This window comes from Acidobacteriota bacterium, from assembly GCA_016715115.1.
Classification (GTDB): Bacteria; Acidobacteriota; Blastocatellia; order Pyrinomonadales; family Pyrinomonadaceae; genus JAFDVJ01.
Genome location: JADKBM010000011.1, coordinates 81,296 through 99,704, shown reverse-complemented (window position 1 = coordinate 99,704; position 18,409 = coordinate 81,296). Strand labels below are relative to the sequence as shown.

Sequence of the window (18,409 nt, the reverse complement as noted above, 5' to 3'; positions counted from 1 at the left end):
TGAAGAATGGTCCTCTTTGCTCTATTCGAACCCTTCCGAACACTCGAAATCCAGTATTTACTCCATACCCCTTCTGTCTTCGGCCGTTTGAATCGTAGTAGGTGGTTTCGAATCGCCGGTATCATCCATTCGGATGCCGGCGTAGTCGTTATCCGCAAATGAAGTCACGTTTGCACCGATAAGTTGCCTTTTCAAACGATAGAATGCGAACAACGCGGGACCGCCAAAGAACCTCGAACACTGACTGTCACCCCACAAAATCTCTTCCACCGCATCGAGTGCTTGGTTGGCTCGCTGGAGCTGATCACCGTCATCGATTGGCGGAGATCCATCACTCGCATCCTTGAAATCCTCCGGAATTGTTGAATCGCCGCAGCGGATGTTGACTCGGTTGTTTTCGAGGTCAACGTCGCCGTCGCAGTTGTCCGGATTCTGGGTCGGTACGGTCGTCGCGCCGTCGGCGGCCTGGTCGATCGGTTTTGCCGTCGAATGCGTCGCCTGATGCGTGACGGTGCCGGGCATGTCCCGGGCGGAATCGGGCGGCGGGTCATTGACGTGAATGAACGACGGATCGCCGTCCTTCTTGTTCGGGTCCCAGATCGATTTGATGCTCGTTCCGTTGAGCGAGCTTTCAATCTCCTCGCGGATTCTGCATTCCATCGGCCGGACGTCGTCCGGCAGATCGCACTGCCATTGGGGAAACGCCGAATTCCGCGCGGCGAAGTCGTAACCCGGATCATTTTCAGTGTCGGGATCGGTGTTGGCAATCACCTGTCCGAGCGGTTCGGTCTCTTCGGCCGCCTTTTCCCAAACGCCGTTCGATCCCGCCCATCTGACGGTTGTCCCAATCACCGGATCGGCGGTCGCCCAGCGCGAACCCGCATTTGCATTCGCTGTTCCGATCAACGTTCCTCCCGCAAATACCTTCGTGCCACCCGTGTAACCGCCGAACGTCACAAGATTTGACCCGAGAACCGATGACCAAATCTGAAAGACCTTCGGCGTTGCAACGAGCCCTCCCGACGGCGGATCGTTCCGCGGATAGGTCCGCTGGTTGTCCTTTTCGACAACCGGTCGGCCGTCGCCATCAAAATCGTATGCCGTGACATGCTCCTGAACCATGTTGAGGTATCCGTTAAACCGCCCGACTGAATACGCCCGTTGACGTAGCTATCGCCGAATCCTCCGGTTTGGCCCCAGTTTGTTACCTCTCTTTCCGCCATCATCGAAAAACCGTCGTACTCGATCGCCTGTTCGTAAACGCGCACGTTTCCGTTGTTGTTGCTTTGCCCCATACCGAACTGATTATGCGTCAGACGTCCGGCGAAATCATACTTCATCGAACGGTCCCATTTGTCATCGAGCAGATCGTTCTTCGCGAGCACGCGCGAGTCACTGCCGTGCGTGAAATCGGCCTTCGCTTCGAAACCGCCCGATCTGGCGATCTCCCAATAGTCGGCCCGCAGACGGTTGTCATATTCGAGCTTGATCGTCGGCGCCGCGTCCGGAATCGCATACGTCATCTGCTTGATCTGCCGGATGAATTCCTTCTCAGTATCATATTTACGTTTTCAAATGCGCTTTGAACCGAGCAACTCTAATCAGCAGATAGAATTCAAGGCAAATCAAGGCGATGCAATTCATAAATAAACCGAAATCCGCTTTGGATACTGCTCGAATTGCAATCGAGTTCGAGATGAGCGCGCCCGGTATCGGATCAGAAACGAAAACCAATATCCGGCACTGCATCAAAGTCAGTGCCAAGATTACGATCCGAAAGAGTTGTGCGGTTAACGAAGAACGAGCGCGAGTCAGAAGAAGGTAAGCCGAAAGCAACACGGCGATTATTAAATAGGTCGCCGCTCGGTACTCTCCCGCGATCGGATGTACCGACGTACTCAGACCAGGCACCGCATCGTGAAGATTATTCAAAACAGAAACGGCTCTCACACCTTCAAACACACCGCAATAAAAAGCGGCTGTCAATAAGCCGGCGAATGCCGAAAACAGAGTGTAATGTTTGAATTTCATTTTTACCGACTATGCCGCATTCTTGTAGGGCTTCGCAGCGGGTTTTCTCGATTTGATTCTCGCACATTTGGCAATTATCTGATCGTAAAAATCTCCCAGAAAATGAAGGTCGCTTGGCCGGTATCCAGTTACAAACATATCCTCCCATGATCGGGAAAAATAGCCGATTTGACGTCCTGATTTCCCACCGCTATGCACCAAGGAGTGGATTTGTCAGGAACACACGATCATGGCGATCAAAATCGAAAAGGTGATGATGGAACGTACTTCACCGAAATCTTTTCAAATCGGTAATTCGAATCTATTTTTCGTTCGTGTCTGGAAAACCGAGGAATTTCGCCTGATCAAGGTCGACTTCGGTCGTTGCTGATTCGGTCTCCGAAATTTTTCCGTCTTTCAGCCTGTACCGCTTTCGAATGAAGGAAGTCGGGTGATTTCTGGCACGGGCTGTCCCGTATTCTTCGGTGATCAGGCCGTCGTCTGTGAACTCGATTTTCCTAAGACCGCCAAAAGCGGCGTCGCCGAACTCTCTGGTCCAGATCAAGCGAGGGCGCCGACCGGAAAGATCGTAAAGAAGTATTGCGCTTGTAAAACCCTGGAAGTACCGAACGCCAAGTGTTACAAGCGCCTCGTCTTTTCCATCTCCGGTAAGATCTTTTGTCGAGACATTGACGAGCTCGAATCCGAGGATTTGCTCGGTCAACCCAAAGTCACCTTGATCCAGCAACATCTTCCCGTTTTTCAATGTGATCTTCTTCAGTTCCGGAGCGATTTCCGGAATCGACTTAAAACAAATCGGGAAGCTGAAATTCCGAAAATCGGGAGCCTTTACATTCGGGGTCCGTTTCAGTTTTGGTGTCGGAGTAATCGCCGGTAAGCGCGAGATCCCAATTTCAACCCCTTCCGCCGTGTGATTTGAGGTGTCGCAAGAACTGAGAAAGATCAAGATGATTACCAACCACTTTGCAATAGAGTTCATATCGGTGCGTCCTCACAGGTTCATTCTGCTTGTGGTTTGGAACTGCGACGTCCTGACCAGACGTCCGGCCGCATCGACCGTGTAGCTCGCCTCGTCGTCGATGGTGACGTTCCCCTCGGCGTCGTAACTCCAGTACGGACTGCGGTTCGTGTTGTCTTACGAATAGTTCGAGGTGTGCCCGACAAAAGTAAGATCGGCATGAACGCAAATAACCTTGCAACTTCATCGGGTTTCCGTAATCCAACCTTCAATCTGACCATTTTGCAGGACAACTTCAAATTGCGCCGAATTTCCCAGTTTCGCCTTCAGGATTTCTCCCTTTGAGTCAAGAAAATAAAGCCCTTTTATGTCATTGTCGATCTCACGAATTTCGCGTCTTCCGTTGAGATAATCGTTGGCCACCGCGGCGTCATCGAAGATCGCTATCCTCACGAGCTCTCTTTTCTTGTTCATCGCTTTGAGATGCTTTACCAAAGCAATCAATCGCGATTTCGTAATGAGTTCTTTTTCGACAACCAGATAAGCAAAGCATCTTCTCTTCTTAAGGCATTCTCTGCCTAGGAGAACGTCATATTCCGGGGCCGTGTCAGCTTGTTCCGATCCGTTGACGTTCGGACTCAGACGATTCGATTGAGTTTGCGCCAATACTCTATCCGAAAAACCGCTCGAACAGCTCGAATTGAAAATCAAACAAAACAATACGACCGTTAGACTTGCAATCAAAAAAGGAGTCCTCATTTGCATCCTTCTGCCTCCAGTTTATCACCAATTATTTTGCTCCCACGGGGATTCGTTACCGCGAAGATCTTTGAACCTTTAGGGATGGCCTCTAACTTCTCGGCCAGTGTTTGGTCCAACAGAAGTATTGACGGATTCGATGGCTCAATGAAGTTCTTGTGAAGGTTTTCATGCAAGATTACTGACAACCTCAGGCCGGTATGGTTGTAGTAAATATTTCCGGTGGTTTGGCCGGTCACTGCGTCGGGTAATTGCAGACCATTTGCCAAGTAAACGTCGGCCATTTCCTTCATTGTTGAGAAAAAGCCAGCTGGATCAGGATTTATTGAATTCATAAAATCATATGGCGTTTGATTTGTTAAACTCTCAATCAACTTCTTCACACCATCTTCGCCAAATTTCGACTCCAAAAACTCCAAACACTTCGATTTGGGTACATTACCTCCCTTAACGTGCGATAGCAGATCCCAAACAAGCCTATCTCGTTCTGATTCCCATTCCCTAAGACTATCGCCTTTGAGTGGAGTAGGCGCCTGTTGCGGTGGAATCAAGACAGTGCCCGGTTCTACCCACTTAGTATCAAACGGAGCACCGCCCGGCTCGCCTTGGTTCAGTTTCGGTACTCGGGTTTCGACGCGGGCAATCGGATCTTCATCGTCGCCGGTGTGTTCGCCAGTCTCTTTGGTCGATTTCCGGGTTGCGCCGAGCGTGAAATTCATCAGGCGGCTGAATGCCATCTGATGGCCTGCCTCGTGACCGGCGGACCCGGTTGGAGTTGCCGGGCCGGCTGATCCCGTTGTATGTCCGGATACTTTGTTGGGATTCGTCTCGGGTTCCTCGATCACGTAATGACCGCCTTCGAACGATCTCCGTTTGATCTCGGCAAACTGGCAATGCCACGGCATCGCGTAGAAGTTACCGTAGAACTTCGACGGCATCTGGCATTGCCACTGTGGGTAATCAGCATTACCGACCGAGTTGTCATAACTCGGATCGGGAAGCGGATCGGGATCGGCGTTGTAGATCTTCTGACCGAGCGGCTCCGTTTCCTCGACCGATGTCAGCCAGTCATTATCGATCTTGCGCCATGTCGCCGTCGATCCCGTCACTGGATCGGAAGTCAGCCAATGAGGACCGGTCGCGCCTTCTTTGGCGATCAGCGCCCCGCCGGCGAAGATCTTCGTTTCCCACTTCGATCCGTCCGGCTTGACCGACGTCAGGCTGCTGCCGAGCACCGTCGACCATACCTGATACATCTTTGCCGCTGCGGTCAACGGCGACGACGGCGGGTTGTCGTTGACATGATAGGTCTGAAAGCCTTCCTTCTCGATAACCGGCCGGCCGTCGCCGTCGAAGACATACTCGCTCAGATGTTCCTGGATCATGTTGAGCACGTTTCCGAATTTCCCCTTTCTTTTGTCGAACATCCGAGTCCGTCGTCCCGATGCGTCGTAGTTCGTGTCAACGAAGGTATGCGGGTCCGACTGAACATCGCCCTGCCGGATGATGTTCCCGGCGGCATCATAGTTTCCAACAAACGGCGTGATCCGCCCGTTGACGTAGGTTTCGGCAAATCCCGAATCATTCTCCCAATGATTGGTTTGTCTGTCGTTCATCATCGAGAACCCGTCATACCCGATCGACTCTTCATAAACGCGCTTGTTCTGGTTGTTCGTCCCAACGCCCATTCCGAACTGCGCAAAGGTCAGCCGTCCGGCGAAATCGTACTTCATCGTCCGATCCCATTTGTCATCGAGCAGGTCGTTCTTCGCCGTCACCCGCGAGTCGTTGCCGTGCGTGAAGTCGGCCTTCATCACGAATCCGTTCGGTTTTGTGACTTCGTTGTGGTTCACCCGTAACCGGTTGTCATAGCCGAGTTTGATCTCCGGAGTCTCGGTCGGAAGCAGGTAATCCATCTGCTTGATCTGGCCGAACGCACGATATTGGAAAGGATGAATACCAACCGGCGAAAGCGAAATTTACGATACCTGCTGTCTCAAAACGCCGGAGAGAATCGCCTTCCTGAAATATCCGATATGTCCAAGACACCTTTTTCCGGGCCATAGATTTCGTCCCCGAATTCGAAACGAGCCGTCATCTTTTTCTACTTTTGGATCCGAGAGCCAATTATTATCGTTAGCGCGGATTCCGAGTTTCATTTGGAAATTCACGGTTACTTGTTGTGCATTACGTTAATAATGGACCCATCATTCTTGTCAATCCAAACAGTCGGACATCCTCCAATCAAACCTGGGGATTCAACTTTGAGACTAAACGCCACTTTCCAAGCGCTTTCATCGATGACCTCGACATCACAACCGCGAAAGTCATAATCGTAAATAAGGTAACCGCGTGCGACATAAACCGCAGTTTCTTTTGAAATCCGGGCCGTCTCGGTCTTTGATTCGATAATGTTTCTGTTGGGTTCACGATACGCTGATAGCGAACAGCCCAAGAGTTGCATTGAAATGAAGGCGACGAATACGGTTCTTAAATGACTCATGTTTTTTAACATTGCTTACCTGCAATTCCTCGTATCCAATGAGTTCCCTGGAAATCCGTCAACCGGTGGCTCGGCCAATTCGGGGTTGAATCCAGCTCGCTCGGGTCCGACGCCGCGACGCCAAATGGCGCTTCCGCCCAATTCATCGTCCTTCGCCTCATAAACTACCAGGTTCGGAACCCCTGTTGATGTGGCTACCTTGGTGTCACGAAACGACGGTCCCGTATTTTCGAAAGGGGCTAAGAATCCGTTTACGTTCGTTAACATCGCGTCAATCTGTGTTACCTCCGAAAACGGATGAGTATGAAACAAGGCGATCAACCGTGCACCGGTGACGGGGGGCGGGTTGCGGAGATCGACTTGATTTGACATTCTTCTACTTCTGTCCGCAGTTCTAAGAATCAGCTGTCCGTTTCGTCTTTGATAAATCCATCCTCCGGCTTCCAAGGGGTAATTCGTTCGATGCATCGTGGACAACCCGGAAAGGGATAATGCCTCTGCCGTCTTCGTATCTCGACAACACCGGCAACACGCATCAACGCATGGACAAAAGTAGTGCCAAACGGCCCGTCATCTCGATCAAACGCGCTCTGCTTGAACACCACCGTTAGTGAATTTGATTACTCCGTCCTTTAGCGACGCCAGCTGCGCCCTCGACGGCGCGACGATCCGAGACCGTCGTGCTGTTTTCATCTGGTGCTCAACAAATCTTGTCCGCATCGAAGATGATCAAACTCTGAACCAGGATAAAGTAAAATCGATTCTACCGTTCCGTCAATACGGACGCCAAATGAAATTCCTCGAATGTCGGATTCATAAACGAAGTTTTCAGGGGCGTCCGAAACCTCCTTCTTCGAAAACAGACGTAGTTTGAGGTCAAAATAGGACGGTTTCCGTCTTTGTTTCGGTGAATAGAAAAGCCGTGTAACCACGCCTTCGGCGACTCGCCATCCTGAATCATTCGGGAGCTTGCACGACCCACGCGAATACTCGACGAAGAGCTCTTCGAATTCGGTTTGGTATTCCGTCCAAAAGCGGTTTTCAGATGGTTTCGACTTGCCCAAAACGCCGATCACGTCGCTTTCGGTTGATGTTAGCAGCGATATTCGCTTGGCTCCTTGCCACAGGTCCAGTTGCTGACACGGCGCTGAAGTTACGAAGCCTCCAACCAAACAACATAACAAGAACGACGTAAGACGGCTATTTTTGTTCATTGGTCCACTCCTTACCACAAACCAATCCAATTAGCTTGCTGAAATAGAAACTGTAGGTTTCATCCATATCATATCCTTTATCAGGAGTTGTCGGAACTCGGTTCCACACGCTTCCTCGAAGGTTGACGGGCGACGCCCGGGCTCCCGGGATTTCCAATTTATCTGAATCAAACCGTACACGGAACGACGCGAAACGCGCGACGTTTTCCAGCAGTTCCCGATCCGGTAGATTTCGCGTCCTTTCGCGTCGTCTAGCGGTTGAGCTGCGCGATCAACGGTCGACGCCGATGATAAAGGCACGCCTTTGGCCGAAGGGCTCGCAAGAGAGGTCTTCGCCGCACGATCGGCAATCGGTTCACCGGACGAAAGCGATCACCGGCGGGACGGATCTTTATTCGCGGAACTTCGCGTGGGGAACGTCGCTCGTCGGACTTGCGGGCCGCGCCGGTCTCGACGCCGGTTTCGGGATTTCGTACAATTCGCTCGTCTGACGGTTATGAAGGCTGCCTGCCACTCGGCGCAACTTATGCCGGCTACGGACACTGGTCGTGGAATTCTTGGGACGGACCGGCGCAGCCAAATCGCTCACAGACCACGCAATCGGCAACGGTTCGTGAAGCACCAACTCTAAAGCACCGAAAGATCGGCAAGCAAGAAGCTAAGGCGGGGCGGAGGCTCGCACAATCGGGCATTTGGGATAACGAAACCCTGTACGAACCGCTACCTTCGAGAATTGACCTTAGAGAAATGATTGTTCGTCGGTTAGATGAGGACGGAGGCCGTTGTCGCAAATTCTTGGATTCAGTTAGGGCTAATCTGGGCATCAAACAGACTGTTGAAGATATATATGACGGGATTTTCGCGGTGGGAATTATCGCACTCGGTCCGGACCTGCTGCCGGCGAGCGTTGGCGGGCGAACCCCGTACAATAGTAACAAGTACGGAAATTTTCCCATCGGAGTTCGCCCGGAGTCGGGCAAATCCAGCGAATACGAGCGATGGACAACGCGGGAGCGATATTTGGGGGTTGTCCTGCACGAAATGCTCCATCGCGCCGGGGTTGGAAGTCATCGGGCCTTCGCTCAGGCGCGGCTTAAAAGCCTAGATTTGCAACAAAATGCTGACAAACGCGTGCAAACAGTCACGCGTGTTCCACACGCTTTGTACGTCGGTGCGCGTCGACACCATGTTCCGCTTCGCTCCACATGGTGCTATCGTACGTGCGTGTGCTTTCGCACACTGAATCGATTTCTCGCTCGAGCGTTCACGACCGGCACCATGTTCCGCTTCGCTCCACATGTTGCTATCGTACGTGCGTGTGCTTTCGCACACTGAAGTGCAGGGAACGCCGGCTGTTGATTGTTCCGTTTGAAGCAAAAACGGAACCGGTTCGACGGCGGCGATGATCCCGCCGACCCGCACACGGTCGAGTCGAATTTAGTTTCGTCCTCGGCGGATTGAGGTCGGTCGACGGCCGATTAGGTTCGGTCGTCCGCAAACTGAGTTCGGTCCTTGGCGGATTAAGTTGGGTTGTCTCCGAGCTGAGTTCGGTCCTTGGTGGATTAAGTTGGGTCGTCTCCGAACGGAGTTCGGTCGTCGGCGGATCAAGTTGGGTCGTCTCCGGACGGAGTTCGGTCGTCGGCAGATCAAGTTGGGTCGTCTCCGGACGGAGTTCGGTCGTCGGCGGATCAAGTTGGGTCGTCTCCGAGCTGAGTTCGGTCGGCGGCGGATCAAGTTCGGTCGTCGGCGGATTAAGTTTGGTTCGATGCGAACTTAGTCCGGCCGGAGGCGAATCAAGGCGGGTGAAAGCCCGGTTTTTGTGCGCCGCGAGAAATCGTGCGGATCGGAAAAAAATCGTCAATTTAAGCAAAGTCAAGTCAAACGGTCCTAGCGGCGTGCGCGTAACACAAGTTTGGATATCGATATTGGTGCGGGATTGGAAGCCGCTTCGGCACATAAATACACCACAATAGAACGCGGCCGTCAGTAAGCCAACAGTCGCCAAAACCCTGGTGTAATATGCACACTACCTTGTCACATCACTAGTACAACTCGCTCGAACGGTTGTAGAATCATTCCGCCAAGTCTCACGAATAATCTCTCTTTCTGTTCTCGCATCTTCGCGCTTACAGGCGCGAACATCTGACCCACTTGATATGTGGAAGCTCACGCTTTCGAGCAATCCGCGCGAATTCACGAAATAGGTAATCCCCGGGTTCTTGTTCGAGTAAAACGTCGCTTTTGGACCGTCGAATGGGTGAGATGCCTCAAGACCAGTAAGATTGATTCCCAGGTGCTTTGGTTTCCTTGGTTTCTTGAGCTCGAATTCAATGGTAACAACGACGAATTCCGGGACGTCGAATTGAGCTTTCGGGTTTTGCGAACAAAGTCCCCGCGAATAAAATACAGATAACGTACCCCGCTGAAGGATGTATTCGTTGAAATGAGGGTCAGCGCTCCACGAAGGTTGTCCGAAACGCCGGACAACATCATCACGTGTTGATTTGAATGGGACGATCGTCTTGATCTCACGGAGCCAAACTGGCTCTTTCGCCCAAGCGGCGGCACCAATTGTCATCAGAAGCACAAATAACATCATTCTCATGGGTTTGAACCTCCCTCTCCAACGTCGACCCCAGGGCATTTCTCAAGTAGATATTTCATGAAATAGTCGTTATTTAATCGACCTCCGAAACCTTTTCCAATTGGCTGTTCGACTGATCGTATCCCCAGGAAACGGTCTTCGACGGCAATCCGAGAATCCGTCTCGAAACATATGCCGTACTGAGATTGTAGGCGGTCGTCGACTTCTTCTGCAAGAAATTCGTCGACCCGTCTTTGACGCGGACCTCGCTTACCAGTCCGTATTCGGCGACCGTCGTGTTGGGGATCAGGCGATAGTCGATCTTGGTGATCTTTTCGGTTTGAAGTGTCAAAGACTTTCTTTCGTCGTTGTGACTTCGCTGCCATAATCGATCGTTTTTGATTCAGATCCGATTGAGCCCGTGGCTGAGGACGATACCGACCGCGCATCTTCTCGGGATAAATAGATCGGATTTTTTGATTCTGAATTAAGCGTCGGGACGGTGGATTTACTTCTGCCAACACACCTTCGTTTGTGCTATTCTCTAACTAGAAATCCAATCCGAAATGCCATGGTGCAAGCGGTGATTTCAGCCTCAGAGTTCCTTCGGCATTTTGGAAGAGCATCAAGAGGTATCACTATGATTTCGGGTAAAAACCTTGAGTTTTACGAACGCGAAGAACCTCCCGGCGAAGAGATCAAAGAATTTATGGACGACGAGATCGCCCACGTGCCGCAGGCGCCGCACGGCCTGACCGATCGCCTTATGAATCATCATTCATCGAGTCCGGCAGATTCGGGTGGTGATATCGATGCTTCGTGGGAAGAAGTCAACACGAGCGGTGCGGAATCCGTTTTCGGGCATAATCCGACACCCGATCAGAGCGATGTCGAAGAGAATGCGCACGCCGTCGGGATCGACTTTGCCGACAACGAGCCGCTCGAGTTTGTTGAGAAAATCGCCAAGCGCGACCGAAATCGCTACGAACTCGATGAGAGTTCTAAGGGCGGACGGGACACGATATAGCTTCTGAGAAGAAAAGAAGAAGAAACCGCACGAAATGGTTCGGGCCATTCGTGCGGTTTGCGTTTTTGGAACCAAAAGAGACTAATCGGTATAGATCTTGACGACCGGTTTCCCGTCCGGCCCGATATAGGCGCGGTACATTCCCTCCGAATTGAACGAAACTCCCATATTGCCGTATTTGTCGAGGACGATCACGCCGCCGTCGCCGCCGAGCGCCTTGACCTTGTTCATCACGATGTCCGCCGCCTGCTGAACCGGGAGAGCGCGGTATTCCATCAGCGACGAGATGTCCCGCGCGACACCGACGCGTATGAAATACTCGCCCCAGCCGGTCGCCGATACTCCGCACGTCGCATTGTTTGCATACGTCCCCGCGCCGATGATCGGCGCGTCGCCGACACGTCCGTATTTCTTGTTTGTCATCCCGCCCGTCGATGTGCCGGCGGCGATGTTGCCGTCCTTGTCAAGCGCGACCGCTCCGACCGTTCCAAACTTGTTCTCGGGGAGTTTTTGCGTTTCGGTCATCGAAGCATAGAGTTCGTCTTTTGAAATACCCCTCGAATTCCGGCTCGAAGGCTTATCGACCTTTTCGCTTTTCCCATTTTCAATGGTCTCCTTCTTCGACTTTTCCTGCTCTTCCTTGATGATCCGCTGCAGCGAATCCCAACGGGGCTGCGTCCAGAAGTATTTCGGATCGACAAGCTCGATTCCCTTTTCTTTCGCAAACTTCTCGGCGCCGTCTCCGACCATCATCACGTGTTCGCTTTTTTCCATCACGGCGCGGGCGAGCGTGATCGGATTCTTGACCGTATGAAGGCCGGCAACCGCACCGGCGTTGAGCGTCTTTCCGTCCATAATCGACGCGTCGAGTTCGTTGCGCCCGTCGGCGGTGAAGACCGCGCCCTTGCCGGCGTTGAAGAGCGGCGAATCTTCGAGGATCCTGATCGCGATCTCGACCGCGTCGAGCCCGGATTTGCCGTCCTGCAGCGCCTTGTATCCGGCGAGCACCGCTTCTTCCAGTTTCTTCGTGTATTCGGCTTCTTTATCGGGCGTCAAAGTGCCCTTCTTGATGACGCCGGCACCGCCGTGAATAATGAACCCGAGCCGCGGATTCTGCGGCGACTGAAGCTGCGTGATCCCGGCGTATCCGCCCTTTTGCGCGAGCGCGACGATCGGCATCGCATAAACGAACACCATCAGCAAAAACGAAACCAATTTCTTCATAATCTTACCCCTACGATTCCTGTCAGATTACCACAACCAACGCCCTCAATTCACGAACCGCGGCGAAGATCGAACCAAACGCGCGGGATGGTCAAGAGCTTCTGCGCGGCGCTCGTGTGCGCCCGTCGCCGAAAGACGTCGTGATCTTGCTTTTCGATCTCGTCGAGAATGCGCGAATAGATCGTCGACGCCAGACCGACCGTCAGACGCGAGTCTCTTTCAAGAAACCGAATTCCCGCATCGCCTTTGCGATAGTATTCTCTCGCCCGGGCGATCTGAAATTTCATCATTTCGACGAAGTTCGATTCGACACGGTTATCGAACAGCTGTTCCTCGGAAACTCCGAACCGGCGCAGATCTTCTTGCGGCAGATAAATTCGGTTCCGCGCGGCGTCTTCTTTTACGTCGCGCAGGATGTTTGTCAGCTGCATCGCGATGCCGAGCGCCTCGGCGTGATCGAGCGCCCTCGGATCGCTGTATCCAAGTATCTCGGACGACATCAGACCGACGGTCGACGCGACGCGATAGCAATAAACGTAAAGTTCATCGAAGGTTTCGTAGCGATTGATCTTGGTGTCCTGGACAATGCCCTTTATCAGCTCGAGCGGCAGGTTCTCGGCAAACCGGTGCTTTCCAAGCAAATCCTGCCAGGCGATAAACACCAGATCCTGTTCGGTCGGTTCGTTCTCGGTTTTGACGTCGCCCCGGAAAACGTCGCGCAGACGCTCTTCCCATATCCCGACAACCTCGCGCGGCGTGCGTTCTGCGGATTCGTCCGCCTCGTCGACCGCATCGTCGACGTGCCGGCAGAAGGCATAGATCGGATAGACCGCGCGGCGCTTTTCGGGCGGCAGAAATTTGGCCGCGAAATAAAAACTGCGGGCGTGATATTTGGTCACGCTCTCGCAGTATTCGTAAGCCCTTGAGAGAACGTTTGAATTTGAAGACGAAAGCATCAAGGTCGCGAATTTTGGAAATTGAACTCAATGAGCGCGTGTAACCCGCTGACGAATCTGCAAGCACAATAGTTGCGAGTGTTGCACACGCTCCGGAAATCGGCGCGATCAGCCACCACGTTCCGCTCCGCTTCACGTGGTGCTATCGCAAGCTCGCGTGCTCCGCACGCTTGAAGAAGTCAATTGAGTTTACCTCGACCATGGTGAACCGCACGGTCTATTTCCGATCCTCCAACTTCAACCAATCGATGTTCGCCGGAATCGGCTGCGACGTTATCGTAAACTCGCCATCGTCATTCAACGGAAAAACTCCGTATCGTTCCCAGCGATTTGCGGTGTTGCGGAGCAACTCGGGATCTTTTCCGTCTCCTGCCCAGCCACGATATCTGAATTTCAGATGCGTCGATTTCCAAACTGTTTCGAGACTTGATTTGGAAAGTGTCACGTCCTTGAGTCCTTTGAGATAAGCATCCCGCTTATTCTCCGGAACTGCACATATCCTGAATTCTTCGGCGAACCGAAACGACTCGCCGGGTTCGACCACCTTGAAATAATCCCCGCGCGGTTCCTTTTCTTGCAAGTAAGGCAGTCGGCAGTAGAACGGGCTTTCGACGGGGTGAACGACCTCCGTATTCACATCTCCTGCACCGCCGACCGCCATAAAGCGGATCTCGGCGAAACAACCAAGACGTCGCGGCACGAGTAGCGGTTCGTCGCCGTTGTTTGCCAGTTCCATTTCGAGCAACGCGACGAATCCCGGCCATACGCCGTCGGAGCGGAGGTCGAGCGATTGGATCTCTGTCGTCTTCCAAGCGTAAAGGGATCCTTTCAGCACAAGTCCACGGTTGTGATCACCTTGTTGCGCAAGCACCGCAGACGCGAAGCCGAGGACAACAAGGATAAGCAATGACTTAATCAATCTGAACATCTCAAGCCCTCCTTTCCGCCAGATAATCCGCAAACTGCACGAGACAACTCCGCGCTTCGCTCGACGGGAAGTTTTCGATCAGAATCCGCCTGGCGTCGTCAACTATCTTCCTCAGCCGCATCTCGCCGGCGGCTTTGCCCTCGGTGCCGGCGAAGGTCTTTTGATCGGCGCTGAAGATCGCTTCGTCCTCATCCAGATCGATAAGGTCGTCGCTCAATTGATACGCATCGCCGAGAAGTTCCGCAAACCGCGACAATTTTACGAGATCGAGCGGGTTTGCCCCGGCAAGGATCGCGCCGACGCGGATCGAAAGGCGCATCAAGGCCGATGTTTTCAGATTCCTGATCGATTCCGAAACGGCGCTCGTCTCGCCGCCCGCGCCGGTCGCCAACGCGAGGTCGACCGATTGGCCGCCGACCATTCCCGACGCGCCGATGCACTCGACGAGTTCGGCGTGGGCGAGCATCGCGCGTTCCGGCAAGTTCGCGTGATTGACGAAAACCAGCCCGTACGAAGCGTTCAAAAAGCCGATCGCGACGAGCACCGCCAACCCCTCGCCAAATTTATGATGCAGCGAATCCTTTCCGCGCCGCTTCGGCGCGTTGTCCATACACGGCAGATCGTCGAAGATCAGTGAACTTGTGTGTATGAATTCGCCGGCGACGGCGGCCGGCAGGACCGATTCCGCATTTCCGCCGACGAGTTCGGCGCCGAGCAGCGTCAAAACGGGCCGCAAGCGCTTCCCGCCCGAGAACAAGGCATATTCGACGGCCTCGTTGAAAGGCGTTTCGATCTGCACCGGCGCGAGCGGCAAATGTTCGCGCAGCGATTTTTCGATCGCCGGCCGATAACGCTCAACGTAGCTCCCGAGCGCGGCAAATTTTTCAGATTGTTTTTCCATCAACGAATTTGGGAATTGTGAATTCTGATTTCGGAATTCGCCCCTCCAAGGTCTCTTAGTCAGGTATTTTTCTTCGAACGCTCAAATTCCCCACGCCCATTTGCCGCCATTTCGTCCGGGATCGTCACGCGGAACGGATGTTTGGCGACGAATGTCGGAACTTCCTTTACTCTTGCACCCAGTTTTCCGAGCACCTCCGCGATCGATTCGTCCGAGATCTCTTCGACGCCGAACTTTTCAAACGCGCGCCTGAACGCGCCGCGAAGCCTGTCGAGCGCAAGTTCGCGTTCGGCAAGAACCTTTTTGCGAGACTGAAAATCGCCGAGCGCATAGAGCACGACCCGTTCGATCTCGGTCAGTTCAGCTTTAGGTTCAAACAAACTCGGCTGCATACTTTCCAACGTGCAGAAATTCCCTTTCGAACCTCGCCGCCGGATCGCATCGGTATGTCCAAAGAGACGCGAACGACCTGTCGGAGCGACTCGAAGTAACCCAAAGTACATTGGAATATTAACACAGCTTAATGCTATTTTAGTGTAGAATTTCCTTACGTTTATGGGCGAATCAAAGTCGAAAATCCGAATCGGGCTTGGCGTGTGCGGCGGCATTGCCGCGTATAAGGCCGTCGAGGTTCTGCGCCTGCTGCAAAAGGCGGGCTGCGAGGTGAGCGTCGCGATGACGCGCCACGCGACGGAATTCGTCACGCCGCTCACGTTCCGCGCTCTCACGGGAGGGTACGTCCTCGTTGACGACTACGACGAATCGAATCCCGACCCGATCGCGCACGTCAATTTCTCGCAGAATATCGACCTGCTGCTGATCGTTCCGGCGACCGCAAATGTGCTTGCGAAACTCGCCAACGGCATCGCCGACGATTTTTTGACTTCGACGTATCTCGCATCGAACGCGCCGGTCCTTGTCGCGCCGGCGATGAACGTCACGATGTGGGAGCAACCGGCAACACGGCGAAACGTCGCGCAACTTAAGAAGGACGGCGTCAGGTTCGTCGAGCCGATCGCAGGCGAACTCGCCTGCAAAACAGTCGGAACCGGAAAACTGGAAGATGTCGAGAACATCGCCCGCCAGGCACTCGACCTCTTGAACATCGAGCCCGCAAAACCCGATGCCGCGAAATCCGCTGCCCAAAATCCCAAATCCAAAATCCCAAATTCCAAATCGAAAGATCTTGGAAACGAACATATTCTGCTCACCGTCGGCGGCACTCGAGAGGCGATCGATCCGGTCCGGTTCATTTCAAATCATTCGTCTGGGAAAATGGGGTTCGCGCTCGCCGAGGCGGCGCGCGACCGCGGTGCCTGGGTGACGTGCGTTTGCGGCTCGGTCTCGGTCGATCCGCCTGAGGGCGTCGAGGTCATCCGGGCGGAGTCTGCCGAACAGATGCTCAATGAAGTTTTGAAATATCTGTCGGGCGCGACGGTTTTTGTCGGCGCCGCCGCGGTCGCCGATTACCGGCCGAAACGGGTCGCCGAATCAAAGATCAAAAAAACCGACGCCGATGAACTGGTGCTCGAACTGGAACGCACGCCCGACATTCTCTCGACCGTCGCCGAGATCCGGAATTCGCGGCTTCTCGTCGTCGGATTCGCCGCCGAAACGAACAATGTCGAGGGCTATGCCCGTTCGAAAATGGAGCGGAAGCGGCTCGATATGATCGTCGCCAACGACGTCAGCGACAAAGGGCTCGGATTCGGCTCGGAAGAGAACGCCGCGATACTGCTGACGCCTTCGGGCTCGACGACGCTTCCGCGGCAGTCGAAACGCGAAATGGCGGACAAGATCCTCGACGCGATCGCCGATCTGAGGGCCTCCAAATGAATCAGGAACTTTCGGAACTTGCGCTCGACGTCCGCGAACACGTGCAGTATCTTCAGGAACTTGGCGTCGCGAATCTCGCCGTCGAACTCGCCGAAGTCCCGGCGTTTGAGGAACCCGTCGGACTCGCCCGGGCGGCTAACGATGTTCCGCGCGATCGGCTCGAGAAATTCATCCCCGAACCGGAAACACTAAAGAGCGTGCTTCCTCGGCTTCCTGAAAGAAAGGAGGTCCGCGTGTCCGCGCCGCGTCTCGGACTGCTCGAATCGACCAAACTCTCGCGCGTCGTCCCGGCCGAACCGCGCGCCGCCGCGCCGCCGACGATCAGCCGGCCAACAATTGAAATGCCGAAATCCACAGAGTCAAAAGCCGCCGAACCGTTTGGCGACGCAACGGCCGCGCTTCCCTCGACAGGCGAAACCATCGAGGCGATCCGTGCCGATATCGGCGACTGCAAGCGCTGCGCGCTCTGCGCCGGGCGAACGAATATCGCGCACAGCACCGGCAGTTTTTCAGCCGAACTGATGTTCGTCGGCGAAGCGCCCGGCGCGGACGAAGACGCCCAGGGCGCGCCGTTCGTAGGACGCGCGGGACAATTGCTGACGAAGATCATCGAGGCGATCGGCATCAAGCGCGAAGAAGTTTTCATCGGCAACATCAACCGTTGCCGTCCGCCGGGAAACCGGGCGCCTTTGCCCGATGAGACCGCGGCGTGCAAACCGTTTCTGCTCCGCGAGATCGCCGTCGTCAGGCCAAAAGTGATCGTCGTTCTCGGCAATACGGCGATGAAGAACCTGCTCGACTCGCGCGAGGGGATAACGAAGATCCGCGGGATCTTTCAGGACTACTACGGCGTCAAGGTGATGCCGACATTTCATCCGGCGTATCTCTTGCGCGATCCGAGCAAGAAACGCGAAGTTTGGGACGATATGAAGAAGGTCCGCGATTATCTGAATGAGCATCGGTGAGGTTTGCGGCAATTATTCGAGACTGCTTCACAAAACGCGTCACCTTTCAATGTCGGCGGCGTTCCTGATCTCTCTTGCGGCTTCGATCGATATCGTTCGCTTCATTCACCTTATGACAATGGAAGCGTCCGTTGAATGGCTTCGCGCGAACCGGGCCGCCATCTTCGTAATGGTCGGGTTCCATCTCGCGATCGCCACAATCTTCGCCGCGCGGTTCGTGGTATTTGCAAAGGGGGCATCGTGGATCATCAAGCAACTTTGGTGGGCCGCAGGATGTTTTTCGATCCTCGCCTACAAGCTCGCGACGGCGAAAATGCTCTGGGGATCTTTTTTCGGGCACCGACCGACGCCGGCACTGGACGCAATGTACTACGAGACGTTTCTCGGCGCATCGACGGGATTGTTCGTTTTGCTGACGGGATATCTGGTTTTGAGTCCGATCAAGGAACTTCTTTGGCTCGTGCTGTTGGTCCGGCGCACGAAGACAACTGACCGCGAAAACGCCGCGGAATAAGCGACAAGA

At 53.9% G+C, this 18,409-nt stretch carries 19 protein-coding genes; 5 read left to right on the top strand and 14 right to left on the bottom strand.

Going from position 1 to position 18,409, the window contains the following annotated elements; translation table 11 throughout:
* Positions 1 to 57: 57 nt before the first annotated feature.
* The 6 genes from IPN69_09205 to IPN69_09180 form a co-directional block, all read right to left on the bottom strand.
* Positions 58 to 1,122 (bottom strand): hypothetical protein, encoded by a 1,065-nt coding sequence (locus IPN69_09205; protein MBK8810892.1) that lies wholly within the window; start codon positions 1,120 to 1,122, stop codon positions 58 to 60.
* 441 nt (positions 1,123 to 1,563) lie between these two features.
* On the bottom strand, positions 1,564 to 2,031 hold the full coding sequence (locus IPN69_09200; GenBank protein MBK8810891.1) for a hypothetical protein: 468 nt from the start codon (positions 2,029 to 2,031) through the stop codon (positions 1,564 to 1,566).
* A 301-nt stretch (positions 2,032 to 2,332) separates the two neighbouring features.
* Positions 2,333 to 2,761 carry a hypothetical protein gene (locus IPN69_09195; protein ID MBK8810890.1) on the bottom strand — a complete coding sequence of 143 codons (429 nt, stop codon included), beginning with the start codon at positions 2,759 to 2,761 and terminating at the stop codon, positions 2,333 to 2,335.
* 471 nt (positions 2,762 to 3,232) lie between these two features.
* Positions 3,233 to 3,463 (bottom strand): hypothetical protein, encoded by a 231-nt coding sequence (locus tag IPN69_09190; GenBank protein ID MBK8810889.1) that lies wholly within the window; start codon positions 3,461 to 3,463, stop codon positions 3,233 to 3,235.
* Between the two features lie 281 nt (positions 3,464 to 3,744).
* Positions 3,745 to 5,664 carry a hypothetical protein gene (locus IPN69_09185; GenBank protein ID MBK8810888.1) on the bottom strand — a complete coding sequence of 640 codons (1,920 nt, stop codon included), beginning with the start codon at positions 5,662 to 5,664 and terminating at the stop codon, positions 3,745 to 3,747.
* A gap of 257 nt (positions 5,665 to 5,921) precedes the next feature.
* Positions 5,922 to 6,263 (bottom strand): hypothetical protein, encoded by a 342-nt coding sequence (locus tag IPN69_09180; GenBank protein MBK8810887.1) that lies wholly within the window; start codon positions 6,261 to 6,263, stop codon positions 5,922 to 5,924.
* Between the two features lie 1,489 nt (positions 6,264 to 7,752).
* On the opposite strand from IPN69_09180, the gene IPN69_09175 reads away from it, so the two are divergent.
* Positions 7,753 to 7,956 carry a hypothetical protein gene (locus tag IPN69_09175; protein ID MBK8810886.1) on the top strand — a complete coding sequence of 68 codons (204 nt, stop codon included), beginning with the start codon at positions 7,753 to 7,755 and terminating at the stop codon, positions 7,954 to 7,956.
* 812 nt (positions 7,957 to 8,768) lie between these two features.
* Here the strand turns inward: IPN69_09175 and IPN69_09170 are convergent.
* From IPN69_09170 to IPN69_09160, 3 genes are all read right to left on the bottom strand, one after another.
* Entirely contained in the window at positions 8,769 to 9,326 is a 558-nt protein-coding gene (locus IPN69_09170; GenBank protein MBK8810885.1) for a hypothetical protein, read from the bottom strand.
* A 165-nt stretch (positions 9,327 to 9,491) separates the two neighbouring features.
* Positions 9,492 to 10,064, bottom strand: a complete 573-nt coding sequence (locus tag IPN69_09165; protein ID MBK8810884.1) for a hypothetical protein — start codon at positions 10,062 to 10,064, stop codon at positions 9,492 to 9,494.
* 79 nt (positions 10,065 to 10,143) lie between these two features.
* The gene (locus tag IPN69_09160) at positions 10,144 to 10,401 is read right to left on the bottom strand and encodes a hypothetical protein (GenBank protein ID MBK8810883.1); all 258 of its coding nucleotides are present in this window, start codon (positions 10,399 to 10,401) and stop codon (positions 10,144 to 10,146) included.
* Between the two features lie 288 nt (positions 10,402 to 10,689).
* On the opposite strand from IPN69_09160, the gene IPN69_09155 reads away from it, so the two are divergent.
* Positions 10,690 to 11,076 carry a hypothetical protein gene (locus tag IPN69_09155; GenBank protein MBK8810882.1) on the top strand — a complete coding sequence of 129 codons (387 nt, stop codon included), beginning with the start codon at positions 10,690 to 10,692 and terminating at the stop codon, positions 11,074 to 11,076.
* An 81-nt stretch (positions 11,077 to 11,157) separates the two neighbouring features.
* Here the strand turns inward: IPN69_09155 and IPN69_09150 are convergent, their stop codons facing one another.
* The 5 genes from IPN69_09150 to IPN69_09130 form a co-directional block, all read right to left on the bottom strand.
* Complete coding sequence (locus IPN69_09150) at positions 11,158 to 12,300, bottom strand: isoaspartyl peptidase/L-asparaginase (GenBank protein ID MBK8810881.1); 1,143 nt, start codon at positions 12,298 to 12,300, stop codon at positions 11,158 to 11,160.
* A gap of 50 nt (positions 12,301 to 12,350) precedes the next feature.
* Positions 12,351 to 13,256, bottom strand: coding sequence for a squalene/phytoene synthase family protein (locus IPN69_09145; GenBank protein MBK8810880.1), 906 nt, complete (start codon positions 13,254 to 13,256; stop codon positions 12,351 to 12,353).
* 217 nt (positions 13,257 to 13,473) lie between these two features.
* The gene (locus tag IPN69_09140; GenBank protein MBK8810879.1) at positions 13,474 to 14,184 is read right to left on the bottom strand and encodes a hypothetical protein; all 711 of its coding nucleotides are present in this window, start codon (positions 14,182 to 14,184) and stop codon (positions 13,474 to 13,476) included.
* Position 14,185: 1 nt separating this feature from the next.
* Positions 14,186 to 15,085, bottom strand: coding sequence for a polyprenyl synthetase family protein (locus tag IPN69_09135; GenBank protein ID MBK8810878.1), 900 nt, complete (start codon positions 15,083 to 15,085; stop codon positions 14,186 to 14,188).
* Positions 15,086 to 15,144: 59 nt separating this feature from the next.
* Positions 15,145 to 15,465, bottom strand: coding sequence for a hypothetical protein (locus IPN69_09130; protein ID MBK8810877.1), 321 nt, complete (start codon positions 15,463 to 15,465; stop codon positions 15,145 to 15,147).
* 175 nt (positions 15,466 to 15,640) lie between these two features.
* On the opposite strand from IPN69_09130, the gene coaBC reads away from it, so the two are divergent.
* The 3 genes from coaBC (at position 15,641) to IPN69_09115 (ending at position 18,400) form a co-directional block, all read left to right on the top strand.
* Entirely contained in the window at positions 15,641 to 16,921 is a 1,281-nt protein-coding gene (coaBC, locus tag IPN69_09125) for a bifunctional phosphopantothenoylcysteine decarboxylase/phosphopantothenate--cysteine ligase CoaBC (protein MBK8810876.1), read from the top strand.
* Between the two features lie 419 nt (positions 16,922 to 17,340).
* A complete protein-coding gene (locus IPN69_09120) occupies positions 17,341 to 17,886 on the top strand; it encodes a uracil-DNA glycosylase (protein ID MBK8810875.1) in 546 nt (181 codons plus the stop codon).
* On the top strand, positions 17,873 to 18,400 hold the full coding sequence (locus tag IPN69_09115; protein MBK8810874.1) for a hypothetical protein: 528 nt from the start codon (positions 17,873 to 17,875) through the stop codon (positions 18,398 to 18,400). Before IPN69_09120 ends, IPN69_09115 begins: the two co-directional genes overlap by 14 nt.
* Positions 18,401 to 18,409: the final 9 nt, after the last annotated feature.